Source organism: Hymenobacter seoulensis (genome assembly GCF_054780535.1).
In genome coordinates, this window is the sequence record NZ_BAAGWD010000003.1 from 158,903 (window position 1) to 179,996 (window position 21,094).

Annotated in this window: 21 protein-coding genes, 1 tRNA gene, 1 other RNA gene and 1 riboswitch; of the genes, 7 read left to right on the top strand and 16 right to left on the bottom strand. The window is 56.5% G+C overall.

Annotated elements, in window-relative coordinates:
- Window positions 1-108: 108 nt before the first annotated feature.
- Window positions 109-879, bottom strand: coding sequence for a CPBP family intramembrane glutamic endopeptidase (locus tag ACYVHC_RS14325; protein ID WP_460614442.1), 771 nt, complete (start codon window positions 877-879; stop codon window positions 109-111).
- Between the two features lie 234 nt (window positions 880-1,113).
- Window positions 1,114-2,568: an amino acid permease gene (locus tag ACYVHC_RS14330; RefSeq protein ID WP_460614443.1), complete on the bottom strand. Its 1,455-nt coding sequence runs from the start codon at window positions 2,566-2,568 to the stop codon at window positions 1,114-1,116.
- A 398-nt stretch (window positions 2,569-2,966) separates the two neighbouring features.
- Window positions 2,967-3,059: riboswitch (SAM riboswitch) on the bottom strand.
- 358 nt (window positions 3,060-3,417) lie between these two features.
- Between ACYVHC_RS14330 and ACYVHC_RS14335 the strand changes: the two genes are divergently transcribed.
- Window positions 3,418-3,846, top strand: a complete 429-nt coding sequence (locus ACYVHC_RS14335; protein ID WP_460614444.1) for a hypothetical protein — start codon at window positions 3,418-3,420, stop codon at window positions 3,844-3,846.
- A gap of 83 nt (window positions 3,847-3,929) precedes the next feature.
- Here the strand turns inward: ACYVHC_RS14335 and ACYVHC_RS14340 are convergent, their stop codons facing one another.
- The 4 genes from ACYVHC_RS14340 to ACYVHC_RS14355 all read right to left on the bottom strand — a co-directional run bounded on the left by ACYVHC_RS14340 (window position 3,930) and on the right by ACYVHC_RS14355 (window position 7,950).
- On the bottom strand, window positions 3,930-4,685 hold the full coding sequence (locus ACYVHC_RS14340; protein ID WP_460614445.1) for an EcsC family protein: 756 nt from the start codon (window positions 4,683-4,685) through the stop codon (window positions 3,930-3,932).
- A 78-nt stretch (window positions 4,686-4,763) separates the two neighbouring features.
- Entirely contained in the window at window positions 4,764-5,789 is a 1,026-nt protein-coding gene (locus ACYVHC_RS14345) for a Gfo/Idh/MocA family protein (protein ID WP_460614446.1), read from the bottom strand.
- Between the two features lie 130 nt (window positions 5,790-5,919).
- The gene (locus tag ACYVHC_RS14350) at window positions 5,920-6,726 is read right to left on the bottom strand and encodes a M48 family metalloprotease (protein ID WP_460614447.1); all 807 of its coding nucleotides are present in this window, start codon (window positions 6,724-6,726) and stop codon (window positions 5,920-5,922) included.
- Between the two features lie 66 nt (window positions 6,727-6,792).
- Window positions 6,793-7,950 carry a DegT/DnrJ/EryC1/StrS family aminotransferase gene (locus ACYVHC_RS14355; protein WP_460614448.1) on the bottom strand — a complete coding sequence of 386 codons (1,158 nt, stop codon included), beginning with the start codon at window positions 7,948-7,950 and terminating at the stop codon, window positions 6,793-6,795.
- A 162-nt stretch (window positions 7,951-8,112) separates the two neighbouring features.
- On the opposite strand from ACYVHC_RS14355, the gene ACYVHC_RS14360 reads away from it, so the two are divergent.
- Entirely contained in the window at window positions 8,113-8,952 is an 840-nt protein-coding gene (locus ACYVHC_RS14360) for a hypothetical protein (protein WP_460614449.1), read from the top strand.
- 87 nt (window positions 8,953-9,039) lie between these two features.
- Here the strand turns inward: ACYVHC_RS14360 and ACYVHC_RS14365 are convergent, their stop codons facing one another.
- The 6 genes from ACYVHC_RS14365 to ACYVHC_RS14390 form a co-directional block, all read right to left on the bottom strand.
- On the bottom strand, window positions 9,040-9,930 hold the full coding sequence (locus tag ACYVHC_RS14365) for a glycosyltransferase family 2 protein (protein WP_460614450.1): 891 nt from the start codon (window positions 9,928-9,930) through the stop codon (window positions 9,040-9,042).
- 122 nt (window positions 9,931-10,052) lie between these two features.
- A complete protein-coding gene (locus ACYVHC_RS14370) occupies window positions 10,053-10,760 on the bottom strand; it encodes a cell division ATP-binding protein FtsE (RefSeq protein ID WP_460614451.1) in 708 nt (235 codons plus the stop codon).
- Between the two features lie 114 nt (window positions 10,761-10,874).
- Complete coding sequence (locus ACYVHC_RS14375; RefSeq protein ID WP_460614452.1) at window positions 10,875-11,078, bottom strand: fructose-6-phosphate aldolase; 204 nt, start codon at window positions 11,076-11,078, stop codon at window positions 10,875-10,877.
- 103 nt (window positions 11,079-11,181) lie between these two features.
- Entirely contained in the window at window positions 11,182-11,838 is a 657-nt protein-coding gene (gene fsa / locus ACYVHC_RS14380; protein WP_460614453.1) for a transaldolase family protein, read from the bottom strand.
- Between the two features lie 147 nt (window positions 11,839-11,985).
- Window positions 11,986-12,082: signal recognition particle sRNA small type (gene ffs / locus ACYVHC_RS14385), an RNA gene on the bottom strand.
- 114 nt (window positions 12,083-12,196) lie between these two features.
- Entirely contained in the window at window positions 12,197-12,769 is a 573-nt protein-coding gene (locus ACYVHC_RS14390) for a carboxypeptidase regulatory-like domain-containing protein (protein WP_460614454.1), read from the bottom strand.
- Between the two features lie 370 nt (window positions 12,770-13,139).
- On the opposite strand from ACYVHC_RS14390, the gene guaA reads away from it, so the two are divergent.
- Complete coding sequence (guaA, locus tag ACYVHC_RS14395; RefSeq protein WP_460614455.1) at window positions 13,140-14,672, top strand: glutamine-hydrolyzing GMP synthase; 1,533 nt, start codon at window positions 13,140-13,142, stop codon at window positions 14,670-14,672.
- A gap of 154 nt (window positions 14,673-14,826) precedes the next feature.
- Here guaA and ACYVHC_RS14400 read toward each other — a convergent pair.
- Window positions 14,827-14,908, bottom strand: a tRNA-Leu gene (locus ACYVHC_RS14400).
- Between the two features lie 262 nt (window positions 14,909-15,170).
- On the opposite strand from ACYVHC_RS14400, the gene ACYVHC_RS14405 reads away from it, so the two are divergent.
- A complete protein-coding gene (locus ACYVHC_RS14405) occupies window positions 15,171-15,635 on the top strand; it encodes a low affinity iron permease family protein (RefSeq protein ID WP_460614456.1) in 465 nt (154 codons plus the stop codon).
- Window positions 15,636-15,691: 56 nt separating this feature from the next.
- Here the strand turns inward: ACYVHC_RS14405 and ACYVHC_RS14410 are convergent, their stop codons facing one another.
- On the bottom strand, window positions 15,692-16,378 hold the full coding sequence (locus tag ACYVHC_RS14410; protein ID WP_460614457.1) for a Dps family protein: 687 nt from the start codon (window positions 16,376-16,378) through the stop codon (window positions 15,692-15,694).
- A gap of 112 nt (window positions 16,379-16,490) precedes the next feature.
- Between ACYVHC_RS14410 and ACYVHC_RS14415 the strand changes: the two genes are divergently transcribed.
- The 3 genes from ACYVHC_RS14415 to ACYVHC_RS14425 all read left to right on the top strand — a co-directional run bounded on the left by ACYVHC_RS14415 (window position 16,491) and on the right by ACYVHC_RS14425 (window position 18,292).
- Window positions 16,491-17,195, top strand: coding sequence for a VIT1/CCC1 transporter family protein (locus ACYVHC_RS14415; RefSeq protein ID WP_460614458.1), 705 nt, complete (start codon window positions 16,491-16,493; stop codon window positions 17,193-17,195).
- Between the two features lie 62 nt (window positions 17,196-17,257).
- A complete protein-coding gene (locus ACYVHC_RS14420; protein WP_460614459.1) occupies window positions 17,258-17,698 on the top strand; it encodes a hypothetical protein in 441 nt (146 codons plus the stop codon).
- A gap of 63 nt (window positions 17,699-17,761) precedes the next feature.
- A complete protein-coding gene (locus ACYVHC_RS14425) occupies window positions 17,762-18,292 on the top strand; it encodes an MOSC domain-containing protein (RefSeq protein WP_460614460.1) in 531 nt (176 codons plus the stop codon).
- Between the two features lie 591 nt (window positions 18,293-18,883).
- On the opposite strand, the gene ACYVHC_RS14430 is transcribed toward ACYVHC_RS14425, so the two are convergent.
- Together ACYVHC_RS14430 and ACYVHC_RS14435 are read right to left on the bottom strand one after the other, a co-directional pair.
- The gene (locus tag ACYVHC_RS14430; protein WP_460614461.1) at window positions 18,884-19,984 is read right to left on the bottom strand and encodes a glycoside hydrolase family 43 protein; all 1,101 of its coding nucleotides are present in this window, start codon (window positions 19,982-19,984) and stop codon (window positions 18,884-18,886) included.
- A 1-nt stretch (window position 19,985) separates the two neighbouring features.
- Window positions 19,986-21,080, bottom strand: a complete 1,095-nt coding sequence (locus ACYVHC_RS14435) for a glycoside hydrolase 5 family protein (protein ID WP_460614462.1) — start codon at window positions 21,078-21,080, stop codon at window positions 19,986-19,988.
- Window positions 21,081-21,094 lie beyond the last annotated feature (14 nt).

Sequence of the window (21,094 nt, forward strand, 5' to 3'; positions counted from 1 at the left end):
CCTAGTAATTTAAAGCTACTGCCGGAAAGCCTACAAGCCCAGCGTTATCCTGATTAGCTTGTTGAGTCAGCACCGGTTTGAGGCATTTAGCTACCTAGTAAAACGGAGTTAAGCCCTAACAGAAAGGAGTGGTTCTTCCTCAGTTGGTAGCAGTTCAGGCATCGGTACCGGTGTGGTGGTTTGCTGCACACGCCGCAGCACCAGGAAAAGTACTAGGGCACTGAGCAGCACCAACCCGATATACAGCCCCGGCGACGTAGCAAGCAAGATTCCCGGGCTATCAGCCGCCTTGCCCACAGGCCATATCATGGAGGCGAAAGCCAACAGATTATTGAGCGCATGTATGCTGATACACAGCCACAGGGAGCGGGTTCGGTAGTAAAGCCACCCTAGTACTACCCCAATTAGGGCGGTTCCCAGGCTTTGGGCGGGATTAAAATGTATTATGCCAAAGAGCAGCGCCGACTGGCCAATGGCAACCCACGGCCGGTATGCGCGGAGCAAGGCTTGTAAAATCACGCCCCGAAATAGCACTTCCTCCAGTATGGGTACCGCAACAACTCCTACGAGGAACGCCGCTACTGGCTCGTGCACAAGTTCTTCAAAAAAGCGTTGCTGCCAGTCAGGAAGCCCTAGTAGCTGCACCACCGACAGCACCATTACCAGGGCCGGCACCAGTAGGGGCAGCAGGGCGTACAGCCACCCCTTCTCTTGCCCCGTGAACTGCACCGGGTTCCAGCGCTTGCCGGCTTTCCAGCGCATAAACCCAAGCAGGGCTACGTTAGACAACACGGCCACAACCATACCAGTTACGGATTTTGATAGGTGCAGCACCTTGCTGGCGAGCAAAGAGGTAGGCAGGCCCACGAGTAGCGTCACGAGTAAATACCAGCCGATAAATGTCCAGCTTTCTTTTAAGGTAGGATAAGCTGGGGCTGGTTTCGATAGAGAGGCGGTAGCAACTTCAGGCGTACTCGTTTCCACAGTAAAATCAGGATTAGTATAAAGTAGTGTGCGTCAAAACTACTGTTCTTGGCGCATAAAAAAACAACCAGCCGAGCGTAGCGCATCGGCTGGTTGTGATAGTCATCTTGATAAGAAGAATTGCTGCGTTTAGGCGGCTTGCTGCTGCTTTTGCTGCCCCAGCTTGCTGTGCTTGCGGCCATAGCCGTAGTAAATAGCCAAGCCAATGGCCAGCCACACTGCCAGGCGCAACCACGTTTCCCAAGGCAACGACAGCATCATTATGAGGCAGGTCAGGATACCCAGAATAGGTACCAGCGGCACCCACGGCGTGCGGAAGCCACGTGGGGCGTCGGGTTCACGCTTGCGCATAATCAGAATGCCCAGGCACACCATTACGAAGGCCAGCAAGGTGCCAATAGAGGTCATTTCGCCTACCACCGAAATCGGCACAAACCCCGCGAATAAGGCAATAAACAAGCCTAGTAGCAGATTCGACTGCAAAGGGGTGCGGAACCGCTCATGGATTCGGGAGAATACCGGGGGTAGTAACCCATCCTTGGCCATGCTAAAAAACACGCGGCTCTGGCCCAGCAAATCCACCAGAATAACGGAGGTGTAGCCGATGATAATGGCCAGAATCACGGCCGATGACAGCCAGGCGTACGGCGTTTTTTCGATGGCAATAGCCACGGGCGCAGCGCTGTTCTTGAACTCGGTGTAGTTGGCCAGGCCCGTCATGACGTGGCCAAAAAGCACAAACAATACGGTGCAAATCAGCAGGGAGCCGATGATGCCGATGGGCATATTGCGCTGCGGATTTTTGGTTTCCTGGGCCATGGTGGCAACAATATCAAAGCCAATGAATACGAAGAATACTACCCCTGCCCCGCGCAGAATACCGCTCCAGCCAAACTCCCCGAACGTGCCGGTGTTTTGCGGGATGTACGGCTGGTAGTTGGCGGGGTCAATGTACTGCCAGCCGAGCCCGATGAATACCAGCACCACGGCCACCTTCAGCGTAACCACCAAGGCATTAAACCAGGCCGAGCCCGAGGTACCGCGGATAATAATCATGGTGATGGCCAGCACAATAAGCATGGCCGGTATATTCACCAAGCCGTGAACTTCGGTGCCATTAGCCATCGTAGCCGTTTCAAACGGCGACATCACCAGCTGCGGAGGCAGGTTGATACCGTATTTGCTCAGGAACTTCAGCAGATACTGCGACCAGCTGATAGCCACCGTGGCCGCGCCTACGGAGTACTCCAGCACTAAGTCCCAACCGATAATCCAGGCAAACAGCTCGCCCATGGTGGCATAGGCATAGGTGTAAGCGGAGCCCGCAACCGGCACCATGGAGGCAAACTCAGCGTAGCACAGCGCCGAGAAAGCACAGCCCACTGCTGCCACCACAAACGAGAGCGTAACGGCCGGACCAGCATTGTTGGCGGCCGCAATGCCCGTGAGCGAAAACAGGCCCGCCCCAATGATGACACCGATGCCAATGGTAATAAGATTGAAGCCGTTCAGGCTTCGTTTCAGGGTGTTAGCGCCCGTTTCGGCCGCTTCCTGCCGAAGCAGTTCCAATGATTTTCTGAGCATAAAGTGATTCGCCAGGTAGTAGTTGGCTGGTAAGAGAATATCCTGGCTGCAACGCCTGCTGCCGCTTAACCGGCTAGCAACGCGGGTTGCCGATGTCAGCACATTACGTAGCCTTACTAGCTTCTTAAAAAGCCGAAAGCGACGCGTATTGCCGGGCAACTACAGGCAGCAGCGCTGGCCAGGAAATGAAGAGAAGAAAAGAGATGCCTAGGGCTTGAATGCTAGGTAACGATACCATCCAAAGCCAAATGGGTCAAAAACTCAGGGCAGAAGCCGCAGCCTCAACAGCAACAACAGCGGCTCATACAGCAGCGCTGGGCCCTATAGGGCCCACTGAGAAGGGCAGCGGAAACTACGAAACAGGTACTACGGCAGAGGCAAAAGTCCACGGCTTGTTGTTTTTATATGGTCAGGAATTGGCACCGTTCCGGCTGTTGCGGATGGTTGCCGACGCGTCATAGAGCCTGTCTCTCAGCGCCTCTGTATAAAAACAATCCTTTGGGCTAGAAAGAATTGATGCGACAAAGGTAGAACCGGAATGCTGCTCCTGCAAACAGGGTCTTTCTCGCTCTACCACACTGCGTATTTTATCAACTCCTGAAGCCAACTGGTGCCCTAGCAGCCAAGTCTTATCAACTCATAACACGCTCACTATCAGAACACTGCTTTTGCTGATAGATTTTACTGGCGGAAGTTTAACCGGAAAATTTAAATATTTTCAGAGGCTGCTAGGGTCCGGGTTTGCTTAAAGTTGGCATCTGAGTTGCCTATTGACCTAGCAGAAGCATAAACGCCTGTTCCGGACGACGGCCTGCTTCTTTCCCTGAATTTAAACAATCTAACATAGCCATGAAAAAGCTTCTCGTTCTCCTCGCCGCTTTCTCCCTTTCTGCTGCTGCCGCTTCGGCTCAAACTACGCCCGTAAAAGCAGCACACGCCAAGCACCAAAAAGGCACCAAGGCCGCCAAAACCCCTGAGCAGCGCGCTGAGCAAAAAGCAAAAAGTCTCAGCCAGAAGCTAGGCCTCTCGGCTGCTCAAACCGAGCAAGTCCGGCAGCTGAACCTGGCCCGCTACCAGGAAATGCAGGCCAAGCGCACGCAAGTAGCTTCCACCGCCGATAAAAAGCAGGGCCACCAAGCCATGAAGGCCGGCAAGGAGCGCTACGAAGCCCAACTCAAGCAAATTTTAAGCGCTGATCAATACGCGAAGTATGCTCAGCTGCAACAGGAGAAAATGGCCAAGCACAAAGCCCAGCATCCACGTAAGGCCAAAAGCTAGTGCCACCTACCTCACCCAAAAGCCCCGGCGCATTCCTGCGCTGGGGCTTTTTGTTTTATGAGCAAAGCCAGTCTAGGCCGTTACTAGGTAGTTACGTTGGGTAAAGCATCAGGCGTGTTCTCTGCGGCAAACCAGCGCAGGCGGTAGCAGTTCATGGCTGTGTCGCCGAGCTGCTCCAGGAGCCGGTAGTTGGCCACCGCTCCTACGGCCGCTCCAATTACGGGCACTAGCTGCGCCATTTTGGCCAAGTCAATGTAATCGCGGTACTCCTGCTGAAACGTGCGCCAGTCGAATTCCTGCACATCGGTCGGGAGCGTGTGGCGGTAGGCATCCCAGTTAGCAACGCGGCTGTAAATCTCGTTGCGAGTATGCTGGCTGCTGAAGGCTAGCTGGAAAATGTGCAGCAGGAACAACCGCTCGGTGTAGTCGCGCACGTCGTGGCCGTAGAGGGCCGCCACATCAAATAGGAACTTCAGCTTGATGCCGAGCAGCAACGGGAAGTCGGCCAGCCCGAGCAGGAAGCCGCCCGCTCCCGTCATGGCTCCTTCCGCGGCAGCCGTATTGCGGTAATACCGCAGCGTGTTCTTCACCGCAGCTTCGCGCTCAGCCAACGGCGTATCGGCCTGCGGACGGCGCGTAGTGTGCGTAGAGCCAAACAGAACGCCGCGCACCATTTGCTTGATGGCCGCCGTGAGAGCCTGGTGCACCTTTTCGGGCAGAAATGCATTCAGCCGCGCTTGTATCCGGCGCGTGAAACGCCCCACCAGCGTGGGCTTTTTTTGCATTTTCTGTTGCCAGGCGCGCAGTTCCGTACGTGCTTGCTGATCTGGGAGAGTCATAGTAGGCAGAACGCGAAGGCTGATTGTTACCGTAAGATCGGCAGATTCCGGCTGGCACGGGCACTTGCTACTGACCGGTTACCGCAAACTATAAATCCGCTCAATAATCTCAACCACCTTTACACCTTCCTGCACGTTGGTGGGTGCCGGCCCACCATTCCGGATAGTAGTCACTACGTCGTCAATTAGCTGCACGTGGTTGGCGGCGCTGCCCTGGTAGGGCCCGTAGTCGTTGGCGGGGTTAGTGGGCGGCAGCGCAGGCAGCTGATAGTTGCGCAGGTGGCAATATTCCACCTTATCCAAGTACTGCCCACCAATCCGGACGCTGCCGTGCTCCGCTACTACCGTGAGGGAGCTCTCCAGGTTTCGGTCCCAGACGGCGGTGCTATACTGCAAGGTGCCACTACCCCCGCGCACGAGGTCAAACGTCACCAGGCCACTATCCTCAAATTCGGTGAGACCTTGGTGGTTGAAGTCGCGGAAGCGGGCCGAAATATTGGTGATGTCGCCGAACACCCAGTACAGCAGATCCACAAAGTGGCTAAACTGCGTGAAGAGCGTACCGCCATCTTGGGCTTGGGTGCCGCGCCAGCCACCGGGCCGGTAATAGCGGGCATCGCGGTTCCAGAAGCAGTTCAGCTGCACCAAATACACTTGTCCTAGTTGCCCCTCCTCCTGAATCTGCTTAAGCCAGGCCGCGGGCGGCGAGTAGCGGTTCTGCATCACGCCAAACACCAGTCGGTTAGTCTGTTGCGCGGCGCGCACCATGGCTTCAGCATCAGCAGTACGCAGGGCAATGGGCTTCTCAATTACTAGGTGTAACCCAGCCTGCAACCCCAGCATAGCTTGTGGCGCATGCTGGTCATTTGGTGTAGCTATAGTTAGTACATCAGCTGCCGCACCGGCCGCCAGGTAGGCATCAAGTGAGGAAAAAAAGGGCACGCCGGGAAACTCAGCGGCCAGCTCCGGTGCTAGTTCGGGCCGAATGTCAACCAAAGCCACCAGGCGGGCGCTAGCGTGCCGTGACACCAGGGTGGCATGGCGCCGACCAATATGGCCCACGCCACAAATAGCAAAACGAACGGCAGAACTAGAATCGGCCAAAAGAAATCAGAATGAAGTTACCTCTGCCTGCAAGCTCCGAAAAACCCACCGTAATTCCCGAACAGAAAAATAAAGCCCGCAGCACCTGTTTGGCGCTGCGGGCTTTGTTCACGCAGAAAATGACGGGCAATTAGAGCAACCGTTTCAGCTCATTGAAATTAGCACTGCTAGGGTTTCGGTTGGTGCAGCCTAGCTGCTGGGCACTGCGCTGAATACTTTGAATGCGGGAGCCGGGGTTGGGGTGCGTGCTCAGGAACTCCGGTGCACCTCCTCCACCCTGCTTTTCGGCTTTGATGAAAAAGCCGGCGGCACCGTCGCAGGCGTAGTGGCGGGTGCCGTTGAGGTAAATGGTGGAGTATTTATCAGCCTCGTTTTCGTAGTTGCGGCTGAATTTCAGCTGGCCTAAGCCTGCTGCTATCTGCACAAGCTGGTTGGAATTGTTGCCCAACACAATGCCGAGCAGAATGCTCACGCCATATTGCTGCTGCAGCATTTGCGTGCTGTGGCGGCGGTCGGCATGCGCAATTTCGTGGCCTAGTACGCCCGCTAGCTGGTTTTCATTGTCCAGGAACTTGATCAGCCCTGAAAACACATAAATGTGGCCCCCTGGTGTAGCAAAGGCATTCTGGATGTTGTCATCTTTGATAATCTGCACATCCCAGGGGAACTGCTTGCGGTACTTTATATTGCCATTATCCAGCACCCGGTTTACTACCCCATCGAGCAGCTTATACGCGCGGGCATTGCTAGAGCGAGCCAACAGCTGGCCTTTGGCGCGGTACAACGAATCGGTTTGCTTGGCCACTTGGGCGCCCAATGCAATATCCTGGTTAATTGAGAAAAGGTTGAAGCCCTGCTGGGGCTTCATGACGGCCGCCGTAGTTAGGCCCGAAACAACGGCTAGCGGCAGAAACAGCTTCAGAAAGAAACGACGCATAAGAGCAGGAAGTGAAGTTTTAGAGGGAGGTAGTACGCAGAAAAGAAAAAACAGTGCCAAGCCGCTTTACTGCTCGGCCCACTCCCGCACTACTGCTGCCACATAGGCCACCTGCTCCGGCGCCAGCATCGGGTGCATGGGCAAGGATAACACCGTCCGACTTAGCCGCTCTGCCACAGGAAACTGCCCCATTTGGTACCCCAGGTAAGCATAGGCGGGTTGGGCATGCACCGGCGCCGGATAGTATATGGCACTAGGTACATCATGGGCCGCAAGATGCTGTTGGAGCGCCTCTCTACGTCCAGGCTCATCGGATACTGTAATCGTGTACTGATGAAAGACGTGAGTACTGTGCAGGTCGCGCTGCGGAATAGTGACGCCCGGCACATCGGCCAGAGCCGCGTCGTACTGGGCGGCTACATGCTGGCGGGCGTTGGTCCAGGCATCGAGGTAGCGCAACTTTACTCGCAGCAGTGCCGCCTGTACCGTATCGAGGCGGGAATTCAGGCCGATATGCTCGTGGTGGTATTTGTGGGCCTGGCCGTGGTTGGCAAGCTGGCGCAGCAATGTAGCCTGCTTCGCATCGCGCGTTACTAGGGCGCCGCCATCACCAAAGCCCCCCAGGTTTTTGCTTGGAAAGAAGGAAGTAGTACCGATATGCCCTACTGTGCCGGCGCACCAGGTTTGCCCGCCTGAGGTAGTAAAACGCGCGCCAATTGCCTGGGCATTATCTTCTAGTAGTACTATCCCATGCCGGACAGCCAAAGCAGTAAGAGCTTCCAAATCAGCGCACTGCCCAAACAGATGCACCGCTAGTATGGCCCCGGTGCGAGGCGTGATGGCCGCCGCCACGGCTTCAGGGTCTAGGTTAAAGGTGCCAGGCAGCACATCGACCAGCACGGGCCGCAGCCCTAGTACGGCGGCAGCTTCCAGGGTGGCTACGTACGTAAAGGCGGGCACTAGTATCTCAGCACCAAGCGGCAAATTCAGGCTCATGAGGGCCAGCTGCAGGGCGTCGGTGCCATTAGCACAGGGCACCACCTGGGCCCCATCCAGGTACGCCCCTAGTTCCTGCGCAAACGCCGCTACTGCTGAGCCCTGAATAAAAGCGCTTTCATGGAGTGTGTGCTGCCAGGCCGCATCTAGCTCAGCCCGAATTGGCGCATGCTGGGCCGCTAGGTCGAGCATCTGGATTGCGGGAAGCGAGGCAGATAGTAGCGGCACAGAAAGCAGGCAAGTAAAGCAGGAGAGGCTCAAAGATAGCCGTCAGGCTAACACCACCGCCACCCAAGCGCAACCACCGCGAAGGAGGTTGCGTTAAGCGAAGCGGAAGCTGCTATATTCTAGCGCGTCTATATACTCTCTCCCACCTACTTACTTCACACCATGTTCAGGAAAATCCTCACTACACAGGCCCTCTCGGCTCTGCTCCTGCTCGGTGGCGCAGCGGTTACGGCCACCAGTTGCACCCAGAATCAACAAAATGAAGCCTCCGGCGAAGCCGATCAGGCGTACAATGACTTCAAAACGTTTGTCTCAGACACGGAAGCCAAAGCCGACGCGGTGGCTACTGAGGCGGAAGCCGACTACGAGCGGGAAACAGCTCAGCTGAAATCAGACTTCGATACCAAAGTTGCCTCGGTTGATAAATACGCCGACAGCTACGATGACGCCCGCCGCCAGGAAATAGAGCAACTGCGCACCCGCTATACCACGGCCTACGACAAGCGCGAAATGGCCTGGAAAAATCGTCCTGGCACTACTAGCGCCATGTCATCGGGCACCATGAAGATGGGCAAATACTATAAGCCTAGCACTCCTGCCGCTCAGTTGACGGCTGCCAACGCCCGCCAGACCTACGAGACCTTCGTGAGCAACATCAAGGCCAACGAAGACAAATATGACATCGACGACTGGCGCAACATCAACGCCGAGTGGCGCGCCCTCGATGAAGCCTACGATAAAGTAAAAAAGGACATTCCGGCACGCGACCTAGCCGAAATTCAGAAGGAAAAGCTGAAATATGCAGCCTTCAAGTCGTTTGATAAATCGGAGGCCCGGGTGGCCCAGGGTGCTGATGCCACCGAAAGCGGTGCCAACAAAGTAGCCGACGAAACCAAAGATGAGCGCTCAGCCGTAGGGCGGGCCGCTTCAAAAGCCGGTAGCGCCGTGAAAGGCGCCTACAAAGAAGTAAAGTCGGAAGTAAAAAACACGGACAACGACTAGCCTCCTGCCTGGCTTACAGTATAACGCCGGCTTCTCTTCGAAGAGTAGCCGGCGTTTTTGTTTCTGGCCGAGAAGTATTTCCCGCGTTTAGCGCAGCTCGGTAAGCAACCAGTACAGCTTGAGGGCATCTAGCTGGTGCAGGCTGGGGCGCCCGGAAAGCAGATTGCGCCGTACTTTGTCCCGGCGTAAGCTAAATGCAACCCGCACGGCATTGCCGAGGCCCCAGCGCTTGAGGTGCAGCGCGGCTCGCAGCAGTTTGGTATCGGCGCCTAGCCCCTCGGTGCGGTACAACTGCACGAGGTTGCGCACGGCATCATGCGTTTTTTGCAGGAACACAGGCGCCGGCTCCAGCCCGTTGTGCAGCACTGGGTTATCGAGGTGCATTACCCCAACGCCCAAATCGCGCAGCAGCCACCCAAATTTGGTGTCTTCGTGGCCGTAGCGGGTTAGGCTCTCATCGAGGCCTAGGAGCCCGAACACATCCGCCCGAATCAGGAGGTTATTTAACGCCAGCTGCCGATGCGGAGCGCGCTGCCGAACCGCGGCGGGCCGGGCCTCGCGGTGGCGGCCATACAGCCAGCGCAAGTGCAGGCAGGCTTCGCCAGGTGGCAGCGGCTCGTAGGCAGTGCCGCCTGAAACGACGGGTGCCGCAAGCCGGGCGCTGGCGTAACGGGCCAGAAATTTTGCATCGGGAAGCAGACTGTCGTTGTCCAGTAGCAGGAGCCATTCTTGCCGAGCCGCCGCGGCTAGCTGGTTGCGGATGGCTGCTCGCCCTACATTGCACTCCAGCTCCTGGTAAAAAACGCCCGGCAGGCTGATTAATTGCCGGTTTAGCTTGCGGAACGATTCACTAGAGCCGTCATCCAGGCAATGAATCTCAACAGTACCCTGCCAGTCCGGAGCTTGGGCCAGCAATGCCCGGACCAAAGGCCGCACATCGTGGTTAAACACCGGAATCAGTACTGAAAGGCCACTCATTCTATCCTAATTAAGTTACTAACCTGCCACATTGCGGGCAGCGGCTATTTGCCGGCGGCCTGCATTCTCCCACATGAGCCCCAAACGGTTCGGATGGTTGGCACCCCTAGTACTTTTTTGTTTTAGACAGCCAACTCAAACGGCGTAACGGCCGAATCTACTAGATGGCCTTGCTCACACTTTAATACGCGCTTCGGATACTGCCGGATGATTTGGTAGTTGTGGGTGGCCATGAGCACGGCGGTGCCGGCGTTATTGATTTCCACAAACAGGCGCATAATGCTGTCGGCCACATCGGGGTCGAGGTTGCCGGTGGGTTCGTCGGCGAGTAGCAGCAAGGGCTCATTCAGCAGTGCCCGCGCAATTACCACGCGTTGCTGCTCGCCACCGGAAAGCTGATGTGGCATTTTCGAGGCCGCGTTGGCCAACCCCACGCGCATCAGCACTTCTGAAATTCGCTGCTGCTTGCGGGCCTTCCCCGACCAGCCCGTGGCGTTCAGCACAAACAACAAGTTATCGGCCACGGAGCGGTCGAAGAGGAGCTGAAAATCTTGGAAGATAATGCCCAGCTTGCGTCGCAAATAGGGCACTTTGCCGTTGCTGTCAATTTTAGGCAGCGGAAACCCTACTACCGTGCCTGAGCCCGCAGGCAGAGGCAAATCGGCATAAAGCGTTTTAAGCAGGGAGCTTTTGCCCGAGCCCGTACGCCCTACCAAGTAGGCAAACTCCCCTTTCTCCAGCGTAAACGTGACCTTTTGTAGCACGGTGTTTACATCCTGCATGATGTAGGCGTCGTGCAACTCAATAACGGGAGCGGAAGTGGTAGGCATAGGGACGAAGATAACGGGCAGGGCGGGCTTCCAGAAACGTTTATTCCGGGCCCGGCACGAAGTCTTACAACGCAGACTCCCTGTCGGGCCCGGAATACTACATGCTGGCGTAGGTCAGATTTCCAGTTTTTGAAGCTTCCCGAACTCCAGCTCCCCAATAACGGCGGCCAGCTCGGTTTCCTTGCCCTCCAGGCCGTAGCGGTGCAAATCCTTCAGGGGGCGGTCGGCACGGAAGTAAGCAATTAGCACGAAATGCTCGTCGCGCAGCTGTATGTAGTCCGGAATCTTGGCCTTGCCTTTTACTTTAATGATGTACATAGCGGGAGCCGGAGCTGAACAGGAAAGCCAGGAGATGAAACCACAAGGCAGCAACAATTTTTAGCTGCTTCTGGCTTTCAGCGCCTGGCTTTACCTTGCTCGTTTAGGAATTAACCTTCTTGTGGTCGGCCAGGAACGTAGCCAGGCCTTTGTCGGTGAGGGGGTGGTTGAGCAGGCCCGTAATTACATTCAGCGGGCAGGTTACCACATCAGCACCAAGCTCAGCGCACTGGATCAGGTGCGGTACGTGGCGCACCGAGGCGGCCAATACCTGCGTAGGGTAGCCGTAGTTGCTGAAAATATCCACAATCTGCTGCACCAACAGCAAGCCATCGTGCCCGATATCATCAAGGCGACCCACAAACGGCGACACGTAGGTTGCGCCTGCTTTGGCAGCTAGCAGCGCCTGGCCGGCCGAGAAAATAAGCGTGCAGTTGGTTTTGATGCCTTTGTCGGAGAAGTAGCGGATAGCCTTCACGCCGTCGCGGATCATGGGCACTTTCACCACAATGTTGGGGTGCAGCTCGGCCAGGGCTTCGCCTTCCCGGATCATGCCTTCGAAGTCGGTGGCAATTACCTCAGCCGACACGTCGCCATCCACGATTTCGCAGATCTGCTGGTAGTGCGCCATCACGGCATCCGTGCCTTTGATGCCTTCCTTGGCCATCAGCGAAGGATTGGTGGTTACGCCGTCGAGCACACCTAGCTCTACGGCCTCCTGAATTTCTTTCAGGTTGGCGGTATCAATGAAGAATTTCATGCGGGTAGTTTGGTAACAACGATGCCCAAAGCTACCCATTTGCTGGCAAACGCCCTTGTGCCCACGCTGCTACCCACGCGAAATCTCAGAAATAGATGGGGCTGGCCCTACGCTGGCTACTAGGTGCCTGACGAGCGGAAAGGGCAAAAAAAAGCGAGCCAAAATCGCACCGCTCAACCGTCTACCCTTGCTACCTTCCGGTCCTGGGGGAGTTCAACAGGAGCTGGTCGTTCTGACTCGCCGTGACAAAGGTACGCACGTATTAGGGCAGAAAGCACGCCCTAGGCAGATATTTTTCCTGAACCCCGGATATCTACAAGAGTATCAGTTGCTTTTTTTGCTGGCAGCCGGGGGCAAGCTAGTTTTTCCAGGCTTTGGTGGCCGCTTTGCTGCGCTTTTTCAAATCGCGCTTGTAGTCAGAAATTGGGTCCAGTTTGAACAACAGGTCGGCGGGGCCGCGGGCAATGCGCTCAGCATCTTGGTAGCCGGCAAAGCTCACCTGAATAACGGGAGCTTTGGCCGTAGTGGGCAGCATATAATTTCCCTCCGAGTTGGTGCTCACGGACTGCATTTTGTCGCCTACTATTGTAATGGTAGCGCCCATCAGCGGGTTTCCCCATTCATCTACCACGTTGCCGGCCAATATTTTAACGGCAGGCTTCACAACAACTACCACCGGCTCGGCAACTGTAGGTGCTGGCGCGGGTACTACAGGTGCTGGTGTTGGTTCCGGAGCAGTGGGTGCCTTTTCGGCTGAAACTACCCTAGTAGCTGCCGGCGAAGCACTAACAACTGCAAATACATCGGCAACTGTGCCTATGGTGTCAGGCTCAACACGTTTGGTTTCCGTTGATTGCTGAGCCAGGCCAGTGGCAGGCAATACCAATGCACCTAGCAAAGACAATGCAAGCAGGGGAAGAGAGGAGTGCATAAACCACGCAGTTAGAAAGCAGGAAGAAATAGAAGCGCTATAAAGGTGCCCGGTCTGGGCCGGACTGTAAAGGCAACCTCCCCATACTTTGTGACTAGTATTTACGCAGTAGCGAAATAGGACTATTAACTAAAAAACGCGCTTACAGGCTCACACTCTTCTATCATGAACTGCACTTTGTTTCTGCAGCTCAGCTTTTGTGACGTTGCTTACGCTGACTCTGGCGCAGGTTTCTGCCAGGGTATTTTACTAACCTCTCCACTACCTAGCCGCAAACGGGGCGCTGCTCAGCCCCTACTTTCACCAGAAAAGTGAGCTGAGAAATGAAAACCCGTGCTTCAGGTCTGAAATCTGCGCGCTACCTTTGCCCATGCCTCAACAGATTCTCATTCTCGATTTTGGGTCGCAGTACACGCAGCTCATTGCCCGGCGCATCCGGGAGTTGAACGTCTACTGCGAAATCCATCCGTATAATCACGCCCCGGACCTCACTGAGGACATCCGGGGCGTTGTGCTTTCGGGCTCGCCCTGCTCCGTGCGCGATGCTGATTCGCCCAACCCCGACCTCTCTAGGTACCTAGGCAACGTACCCGTACTGGGCGTTTGCTACGGCGCGCAGCTGCTGGCCCACCAACAGGGCGGCGAGGTGATGCCTGCTACCATCCGGGAGTATGGCCGCGCCCGCCTCTCCCGTGTGCACCACGATTCCCCCCTGCTGCATGGCGTGCCTTCGGAGTCGCAGGTTTGGATGTCGCACGGCGACACCATCAAAACACTGCCCGAAGGCTTTGACATCATTGCCAGCACGCCGGAGGTTGCCGTAGCGGCCTTCCATATTGCCGGCCAGCCTACCTATGGGATTCAGTTTCACCCAGAGGTAACGCACTCTACCGATGGCAAAACCCTGCTCCAGAACTTCGTAGTCAACATCTGTAAGCTAGATCAAAGCTGGACGCCGGAGCACTTCGTGGACAGTATGGTGGAAACGCTGCAGCGCACCATCGGCGACGAGGATCAGGTGATTCTGGGCCTATCGGGCGGCGTAGACTCCAGCGTGGCGGCGCTGCTGCTGCACAAGGCCATTGGCAAGCGCCTGCACGGCATCTTCGTGAACAACGGGCTGCTGCGCAAGGATGAGTACGAAGACGTGCTGCACTCCTATAAGGACCTAGGCCTGAATGTTCGCGGGGTGGATGCTTCGCAGGAATTCTATGATGCCCTCACAGGCCTCACCGACCCCGAGCTGAAGCGCAAAGCCATCGGCCGCACCTTTATTGAGGTCTTCGACCGCGAGGCGCAGAAGGTAGACGGCGCCCGTTGGCTGGCCCAAGGCACCATTTATCCTGATGTAATTGAGTCGGTGTCGGTGAAAGGCCCGGCCGTGACCATCAAGAGCCACCACAACGTGGGCGGCCTGCCCGAAAAAATGAACCTGCGTATTGTGGAGCCGCTACGGGCCTTGTTTAAAGACGAAGTGCGTGAAGTAGGCCATACGCTGGAGCTGCCGGTCAACATCCTGCACCGCCACCCCTTCCCGGGCCCAGGCCTGGGTATCCGCATCCTCGGCGACATCACGCCAGAGAAAGTAGACCTGCTGCAGCGCGCCGATGCCATCTTCATCAACGGCCTCAAAGAGCATGGCCTCTACGAGAAAGTGTGGCAGGCTGGCGTGATGCTGCTGCCCGTGCAGAGCGTGGGCGTAATGGGCGACGAGCGGACCTACGAGCGGGTAGTTGCTCTGCGCGCCGTAACCAGCGTAGACGGCATGACGGCCGACTGGGCGCACCTTCCCTACGAGTTTCTGGCCGAGGTCAGCAACAAAATCATCAATCAGGTGCGCGGCATCAACCGCGTGGTGTACGATATCAGCTCCAAGCCACCAGCAACCATTGAGTGGGAATAAGCAATACCCTAGTAAAAAGGCCGCTAGCGCATTGCTAGCGGCCTTTTTTATGTAACCGGTTTAAGCCATTTACTGACCTAGTACCGGAAGCCCGTTGCAGTAAAGACACGAAAAAGCCCGCTCCGGAAAAACCAGAGCGGGCTTTTTAGAAGAGTGCGCGCGGGGAGATTCGAACTCCCACACCCGAAGGCACCACCCCCTCAAGATGGCGTGTCTACCAGTTTCACCACGTGCGCAGATTTGGTAAGCACTCTTGTAAGCAGCAAAAGCCAGCGCTTTTGGATTCACTGAGGCGGCGAATCGAGGACAAAAGTAGAGGGTTGCGACGACGCCTGCAAGTGCGGACGGTGTTTTTTCCGGTTTTTGCTGTTCTCAGTTGGCTTGGCGGAGGTTTCGCTCTCAGTGTCAGCCTGAAAAATTTCATGCAATCTTCAGGAAGAGCCGCCAAACTTTCGCACCTTCTAGTGGCCTACGCACTTAACCAGCCCTTTTCACGCCATGCCACTGCCTGCTTCTCGCCCATCTAATTTCTTTGCCCGCTTTGCAGCCAAGGTTACGGCCTGGTCGGGCACTACCCTCGCGTTTTGCCTGGCGCTAGGCACCATCCTGGCGTGGGCCGTTACGGGCCCTATCTTTCATTACTCTGAAACCTGGCAGTTGGTCATTAACACCAGCACCACCATCATCACTTTCCTGATGGTATTCCTTATCCAGCGCGCTCAAAACAAAGATTCATTGGTGATGCACCTGAAGCTGAATGAGCTAATTGCGGCACACAAAGGGGCTAGTAACCGCCTGATTAATGCTCAGGATTTTACGGAAGAGGAAATCAACCTGATTCACGGCTACTTCTGTTTGCTTGCTGAAAAAGCCAAGCGCGACCATGACCTGGGCCGCACGCACTCAATGGAAGAAGCCGAAGAAAACCACCGCCAAAAAAGAAGAAGACGCGCCCATCGATAAACAAAAAGGCCTCTCCTATCGGAAAGGCCTTTCTTACGTGTTGGTAGCGGGGTTGGCTACTCAGCGCGGGCTAGGGGCGTATCTACTACGTGCTCTGACACAAACCACACCTGCATTTCGTTGGCGCGGAGCACTTCGCTCACCAGTAGGTCGTTGGTGCCGTCGTCGCCGGCATCATCAGCCTGCTTGGCGAAATCGTGACAGTTCTTCAGGATGATCTGGTGGGCTTCCAGTAGGCGCGATACTTGAATGGGCGCTTCTTCCCGGTCGCGGGGCGGACGCGGAATGCTGGCCAGCTCGGCCACATCATGGGCCATAGCCACGGCCACGCCACCCAAAATCTGGATGCGCTCAGCAATGGTATCTACCAGCACGCTTTGCTCTTCGTAGTGTTTATCATAGAGCAGGTGCAGCTGATAAAACGTGGGGCCTACTACCTGCCAATGGTGCTTTTTGTACAAGTCGCGCAACGTGATGGTATCGGCCAGCATCTGGTTGAGGTTGTTAACGCTTTGCTGACGCGTTTTTTCATCAAGTCCGATAGGCAGGCGCTGCGATACGGTGCCGTACTTCTGCAACGGAGCCGGCGCGTTGAATTGCTGGTTCAGGACCGGCTGCACACTAGGTGCTGCTTGGCCATTAACCGACGTAGAAGCCGTAGGTGACGTTTTTTTGGCGGCTGGTGCTTTTGCTTTAGGAGCTGCTAGGGTGGCAGCGGTATTCTTGGCGGGTGTTTTAGCCATGATAGGAGTACGAAATAGAGTGCATGAATGTGGGCGCCCGCCCAAAAGGCAGCGCCTCGCATCTTTACGCACAATAACGGCTCAGGTTAAGCGAAACCCTATATTAGCTTTCATGCAGCACATTCATCCGCACCCCGAAGACCACCTGAGCAGCTCGGCCATGCTGCAGGATATCGTAATTGGCCTGTCTGATGGCCTGACGGTGCCGTTTGCCCTGGCGGCGGGCCTGAGCGGAGCCGTGCAGTCCTCGGGGTTGGTGATTACGGCGGGGCTAGCAGAAATTGTGGCTGGTTCCATTGCCATGGGGCTGGGCGGCTACTTGGCCGGGCGCACCGAGGTAGAGCACTACGAGGCCGAGCTGGCCCGCGAGTACCGCGAAATACAGGAAGTGCCGCACGTAGAGCGCGCCGAGGTAGATGAGCTGCTGCAGGAAATTGGGCTGTCGGAAGCCACCCGGGCCCAGGCCGTGCGCGAGCTCACCGCCGACCCCGACCAATGGGTGCGGTTTATGATGAAATATGAGCTAGGCCTGGAAAAGCCCGATTTGCGGCAGGCGCCCAAAAGTGCCGCCACCATCAGCATTGCCTATGCCCTGGGCGGCCTGATTCCGCTGAGCGCCTACTTTTTTACGGCCAATCCGGCGCAGGGGCTGGGCTGGTCGGCGGTGATTACGCTAGTGTGCTTGTTTCTGTTTGGCTACCTGAAAAGCCGCATGACGGGGCAACCACCCGTGCTAGGAGCCTTCAAAATGGCCGGCATTGGCGCGCTGGCAGCGGGAGCCGCCTTCCTGGTTGCCCGCCAGATTGGTGGTGAATAAAGATAGCCGCCCCTCTTACCTTAGCGAAAATTTAACCACGTACTTTCCTTTGGCCTACCCTTATGAATGAAGCGCATTTGCACTTGGTACTCAATCATGCTCCTATTCTGGGCACGCTGTTTGGCTTGGTAGTGCTGGCTTTTGGTATCGTGCGCCATGATGCCATCCTCAGCAAAACTGGCCTGATCAGCCTGGTGGTAGCGGCCGTGCTGTGCCTGCCCACCCAGCTTACCGGTGAAGGCGCGGAAGAGGTAGTAGAGCATTTGCCAGGTATTTCGCACCAGCTCATTCACGCCCACGAAGAAGCCGCCGAGCTGGGGTTTTGGGCGCTGGAGCTTACGGGCGCTCTCGCACTCGTTGCCTTGCTGAATAAAACGCGCCCCCGCCTATTCCGGCTAGCGGTGTTGGCGGGAGCCATCCTGAGCTTTGGGTTGCTGGCCCGCGCTGGCAACCTGGGCGGCCAAATCAGCCATCCTGAGCTGCAGGCCACGGCCCAGCCGTAACTGCATTTCGCCACTTGCCGGTTCCGCGGGCACTATCCCTTCATCTTCTTATCCTTTGCTGCTATGCCTTTTCCGTTTGTTGGCGATGATAAATCTACCATTGCGCAGCTACTGAGCACCTTGCCCCAACAGGGCCGGGTAGAGTGGATTGGCCTGCGCCCGGTGCGGCGGGAACCCCTGCAAGAAGTACAGGAAGCCACCGCCGAAACCGACCGCCACCTCGCCGGCGACCACGCCCGCCCGAAGCCGGGTGGCAAGCGACAAATCACCCTGATTCAGCACGAGCATCTGGCGGCAGTGGGCAGTTTTCTGGGGCTGGCAGAGCCAGTAGCGCCCGGCCGGCTACGGCGTAACTTAGCCATCAGTGGCCTTAACCTACTAGCCCTCAAAAACCGTCGAATCCGGATTGGGGATGAGGTGGTGTTGGAAATTACCGGCGAGTGCCACCCTTGCTCCCGGATGGAGGAAGAGCTGGGCCCGGGTGGCTACAACGCCATGCGCGGCCACGGCGGCCTTACCGCTCGCATTCTTCAGGGTGGCGTATTCCGTGTTGGCGATGTAGTGCAGGTACTACCCGCCGAGGCTGCCTCTTAGGTCCAACACAAACCACAAGCCATCTTACGCCACCCGTTTATAGGCCACACCCTAGGTATAGTTACCTGGGGTGTGGCCTTTTTTATCAGGCGATTTGTGCCTTTTAACGAGGGATGTAAGCTGCTTACCCATAATAGTAGCCTAACCAATTGAAATCCATTCAGGGTTTTTAAGCGTAAATGGCTGAGTTACCTGCCCACGCTACCTTAAGCAACGCAACCGGGTACTACTTGCCGCTCTTATCTTATTGCCTGACGCCCACACACCGGTTACAGGCCATTATTAGTGTTTTTGGTATGGATAAATGCATGTTGTATGACCCACTATGGCCCCACCCCTAACCTGGCCGCCACAGCAGTAGCCCTACTACTCCTGGCCGATTTGTTTCCGATTTTTTCTGGGCAGACCGGGAAAGCAGAAACACCCAACGCCAATCGGCATCGTCGGCATCGGCCCAAACAAAGCCGCCCCCATACATTCTGATTCCCCTTTCACACCAACGCCCCGGTCCTAGTTAGGGCTGGGGCGTTGGTGTGAAAGGGCTGCCCTCGAACAGCAGCAGTGCATGTAGCTTATTTGCCAGAAGTAGCGTTATTCTCCAGAGGGCCGGGGCAGTGCTACCCCGGCCGGAGCCGGCAACCCAAAGTTGGGGGAGCCATCGGGGTTCCAGGTAAACTGTTGCATGCGCGGGCTGCGGCGCGGGCCACACCCCTGGTCGGGCATGCTATTGGCGTGGTACAGAATCCAGTCCTGGGTGCCATCCGGCGACTTAAAAAACGAGTTGTGCCCCGGCGCATACACGCCCGCCGTGGAATTTTGCTGGAAGACTGGCTTCGGGGACTTAGCCCAGGAACCAGGTTCGAGCAGGTTGCTACCGTCTTCGGCCGTGAGCATGCCCAGCGCATACGAATCGGTCCAGCAGCCACTAGCCGAGTAAATGAGGTAAACCTTCCCGGCGTTACGCAGCAACTGGGGGCCTTCGTTTACATCCACGTGGGGCGGATTTTGCGGATCGTGCAGGTCGCCATCACGCTCCCAGAAGTATACGGGCGTCGAAATTTTGGTCCGCTGGCCTTCTACTGTCCAGGGATTTTTCATGCGGGCAATGTAGATGTTCTGGCGCCCGTTGGTATCGCCCTCCCACCCCGACCACACCAAGTACTGCTGGCCCCGGTTTTCAAACACCGACCCATCAATAGCCCACTTGTTGCTGGCATCGGTGAGCTGGCCTTTGCTGACCCATGTGCCTAGTAATGGATCTGCCGACTCGTTTTCCAACACCCACAGCCGGTGCGTTTGGTTGGTGCCGCTGTCGGCGGAGTAATACAGGTACCACTTGCCGTTCAGGTAATGCAGTTCCGGCGCCCAAATTCCGTGGGCATTGGGCCCGGCTTTTGGCGGCGTCCAGACTACCTTGCTCGGGGCTTTATCGAGTTGGCTCAGGGACTTGGTTTTCCAGAGCGTGATATTGTTGCCGGTGGTGTGGGTGTAGTAATAGAAGCCCTGGTGGTACACGCTCCACGGGTCGGCGCCGGAAGGCAGCAGCGGGTTGGTGAAAGTGCCTGGGGTAGTAACGGTTGCAGGCACTGTTTGCCCTAGTCCTGGCACGGCCAGGCCACTAGCCAGCCCCAGCAGCGCAACCGTCAGCCACCGCCTGCTGGCGGCCCGCCCCTGATGAAGCCGATTCGCCATATTACTTGCCGTTCAGCTTCTTAATTAGCTCGGTCTCGTCGCGGTGGTATGGGGTACCATCTTGGCGGAACACCTCATGAAACCACTCGATAGGCTCACTGCCATCGGGCAAGGGCGTGTCCCACTGGTATTTAGTGTTGGTTTTGCCTTCTACCAGGCCCCAGTTAATGGCACCCACATTGTGCTGCTTCAGCAAAGGCATAATGTTGGAGAAACGGCTATTTCGCGTCCGGGCCATGTATTCGGTGCATATCATGGGCCGGCCGTGCGACTTCAGCAGTTCAATAATGCGCTGATGCGACGTTGCTTCGTCGTAGCTGTGGTAGGTGATAATGTCGGAGTGCAACGCCTGGTAGGCATTGAGCTCCGGGAAGTCCCAGGCCCACAGGCCCACGCTTAGGGGCTGCTCGGGGTTTACTTCGCGGGCCCAGGCAAATACGTTGCGCACCAGCGGCAGCGAGGTAGCTTTTTTGCCTGAGTTGCCGGGCTCGTTATACAGGTCCCAGAGCAAAATGCGCTTGTCAGATTTAAACGAGGTCAGCACATCCTGTACGTAGGGCTTGAGCTTACTGAACGTAGCCGAGTCGCGGGAGGCAGGGTCGCCGGGGTCCTGCATCCAGCCTGAGTTATGGATACCGGGCTTGGGAGCCGGCTGGGGGCCCGCCTTAGGATCTTTGTTCCAGCAGTCATCAAAAAACACGAACAACGTCTGAATGTGATGCTTGTCGGCCAGCGCCAGGTAGTCGTTCATGCGTTTCTTGAACCCGCTAGGGTCTTGCTGCCAGGCCAGGCTATGCAGAAACACGCGCATGGTATTAAACCCAATACTTTCGGCGTAGCCCAATTCTTTATCAATGGTGGCAGGGTCAAACGTGGCGGCCTGCCACATTTCCAGCTGGTTGATGGCCGTGCTTGGGGCAAAGTTGGCGCCGCTCATCCAGGGGTGCGCTTTGTACCAAGCCTGCGCTTTCTCTACCGACCACCGACGGTCCAGTACCGCTGCCGCGGCTGGGCCCTTCGTCTTTATTTTGGTTTTCTGAGCGTAGCTGCCACTAGCTGCCAGCAGCAGCCAAAGCAGGAGAATCAGTTGTTTCATAGGGGCGGGAATTG

Coding starts and splice junctions, on each gene's coding strand:
- ACYVHC_RS14330 (WP_460614443.1), bottom strand. CDS start 2,568: ATGCTCAGAAAATCATTGGAACTGCTTCGGCAGGAAGCGGCCGAAACG.
- ACYVHC_RS14335 (WP_460614444.1), top strand. CDS start 3,418: ATGAAAAAGCTTCTCGTTCTCCTCGCCGCTTTCTCCCTTTCTGCTGCT.
- ACYVHC_RS14340 (WP_460614445.1), bottom strand. CDS start 4,685: ATGACTCTCCCAGATCAGCAAGCACGTACGGAACTGCGCGCCTGGCAA.
- ACYVHC_RS14350 (WP_460614447.1), bottom strand. CDS start 6,726: ATGCGTCGTTTCTTTCTGAAGCTGTTTCTGCCGCTAGCCGTTGTTTCG.
- ACYVHC_RS14360 (WP_460614449.1), top strand. CDS start 8,113: ATGTTCAGGAAAATCCTCACTACACAGGCCCTCTCGGCTCTGCTCCTG.
- ACYVHC_RS14365 (WP_460614450.1), bottom strand. CDS start 9,930: ATGAGTGGCCTTTCAGTACTGATTCCGGTGTTTAACCACGATGTGCGG.
- ACYVHC_RS14370 (WP_460614451.1), bottom strand. CDS start 10,760: ATGCCTACCACTTCCGCTCCCGTTATTGAGTTGCACGACGCCTACATC.
- ACYVHC_RS14375 (WP_460614452.1), bottom strand. CDS start 11,078: ATGTACATCATTAAAGTAAAAGGCAAGGCCAAGATTCCGGACTACATA.
- fsa (WP_460614453.1), bottom strand. CDS start 11,838: ATGAAATTCTTCATTGATACCGCCAACCTGAAAGAAATTCAGGAGGCC.
- ACYVHC_RS14390 (WP_460614454.1), bottom strand. CDS start 12,769: ATGCACTCCTCTCTTCCCCTGCTTGCATTGTCTTTGCTAGGTGCATTG.
- guaA (WP_460614455.1), top strand. CDS start 13,140: ATGCCTCAACAGATTCTCATTCTCGATTTTGGGTCGCAGTACACGCAG.
- ACYVHC_RS14405 (WP_460614456.1), top strand. CDS start 15,171: ATGCCACTGCCTGCTTCTCGCCCATCTAATTTCTTTGCCCGCTTTGCA.
- ACYVHC_RS14410 (WP_460614457.1), bottom strand. CDS start 16,378: ATGGCTAAAACACCCGCCAAGAATACCGCTGCCACCCTAGCAGCTCCT.
- ACYVHC_RS14415 (WP_460614458.1), top strand. CDS start 16,491: ATGCAGCACATTCATCCGCACCCCGAAGACCACCTGAGCAGCTCGGCC.
- ACYVHC_RS14420 (WP_460614459.1), top strand. CDS start 17,258: ATGAATGAAGCGCATTTGCACTTGGTACTCAATCATGCTCCTATTCTG.
- ACYVHC_RS14425 (WP_460614460.1), top strand. CDS start 17,762: ATGCCTTTTCCGTTTGTTGGCGATGATAAATCTACCATTGCGCAGCTA.
- ACYVHC_RS14430 (WP_460614461.1), bottom strand. CDS start 19,984: ATGGCGAATCGGCTTCATCAGGGGCGGGCCGCCAGCAGGCGGTGGCTG.
- ACYVHC_RS14435 (WP_460614462.1), bottom strand. CDS start 21,080: ATGAAACAACTGATTCTCCTGCTTTGGCTGCTGCTGGCAGCTAGTGGC.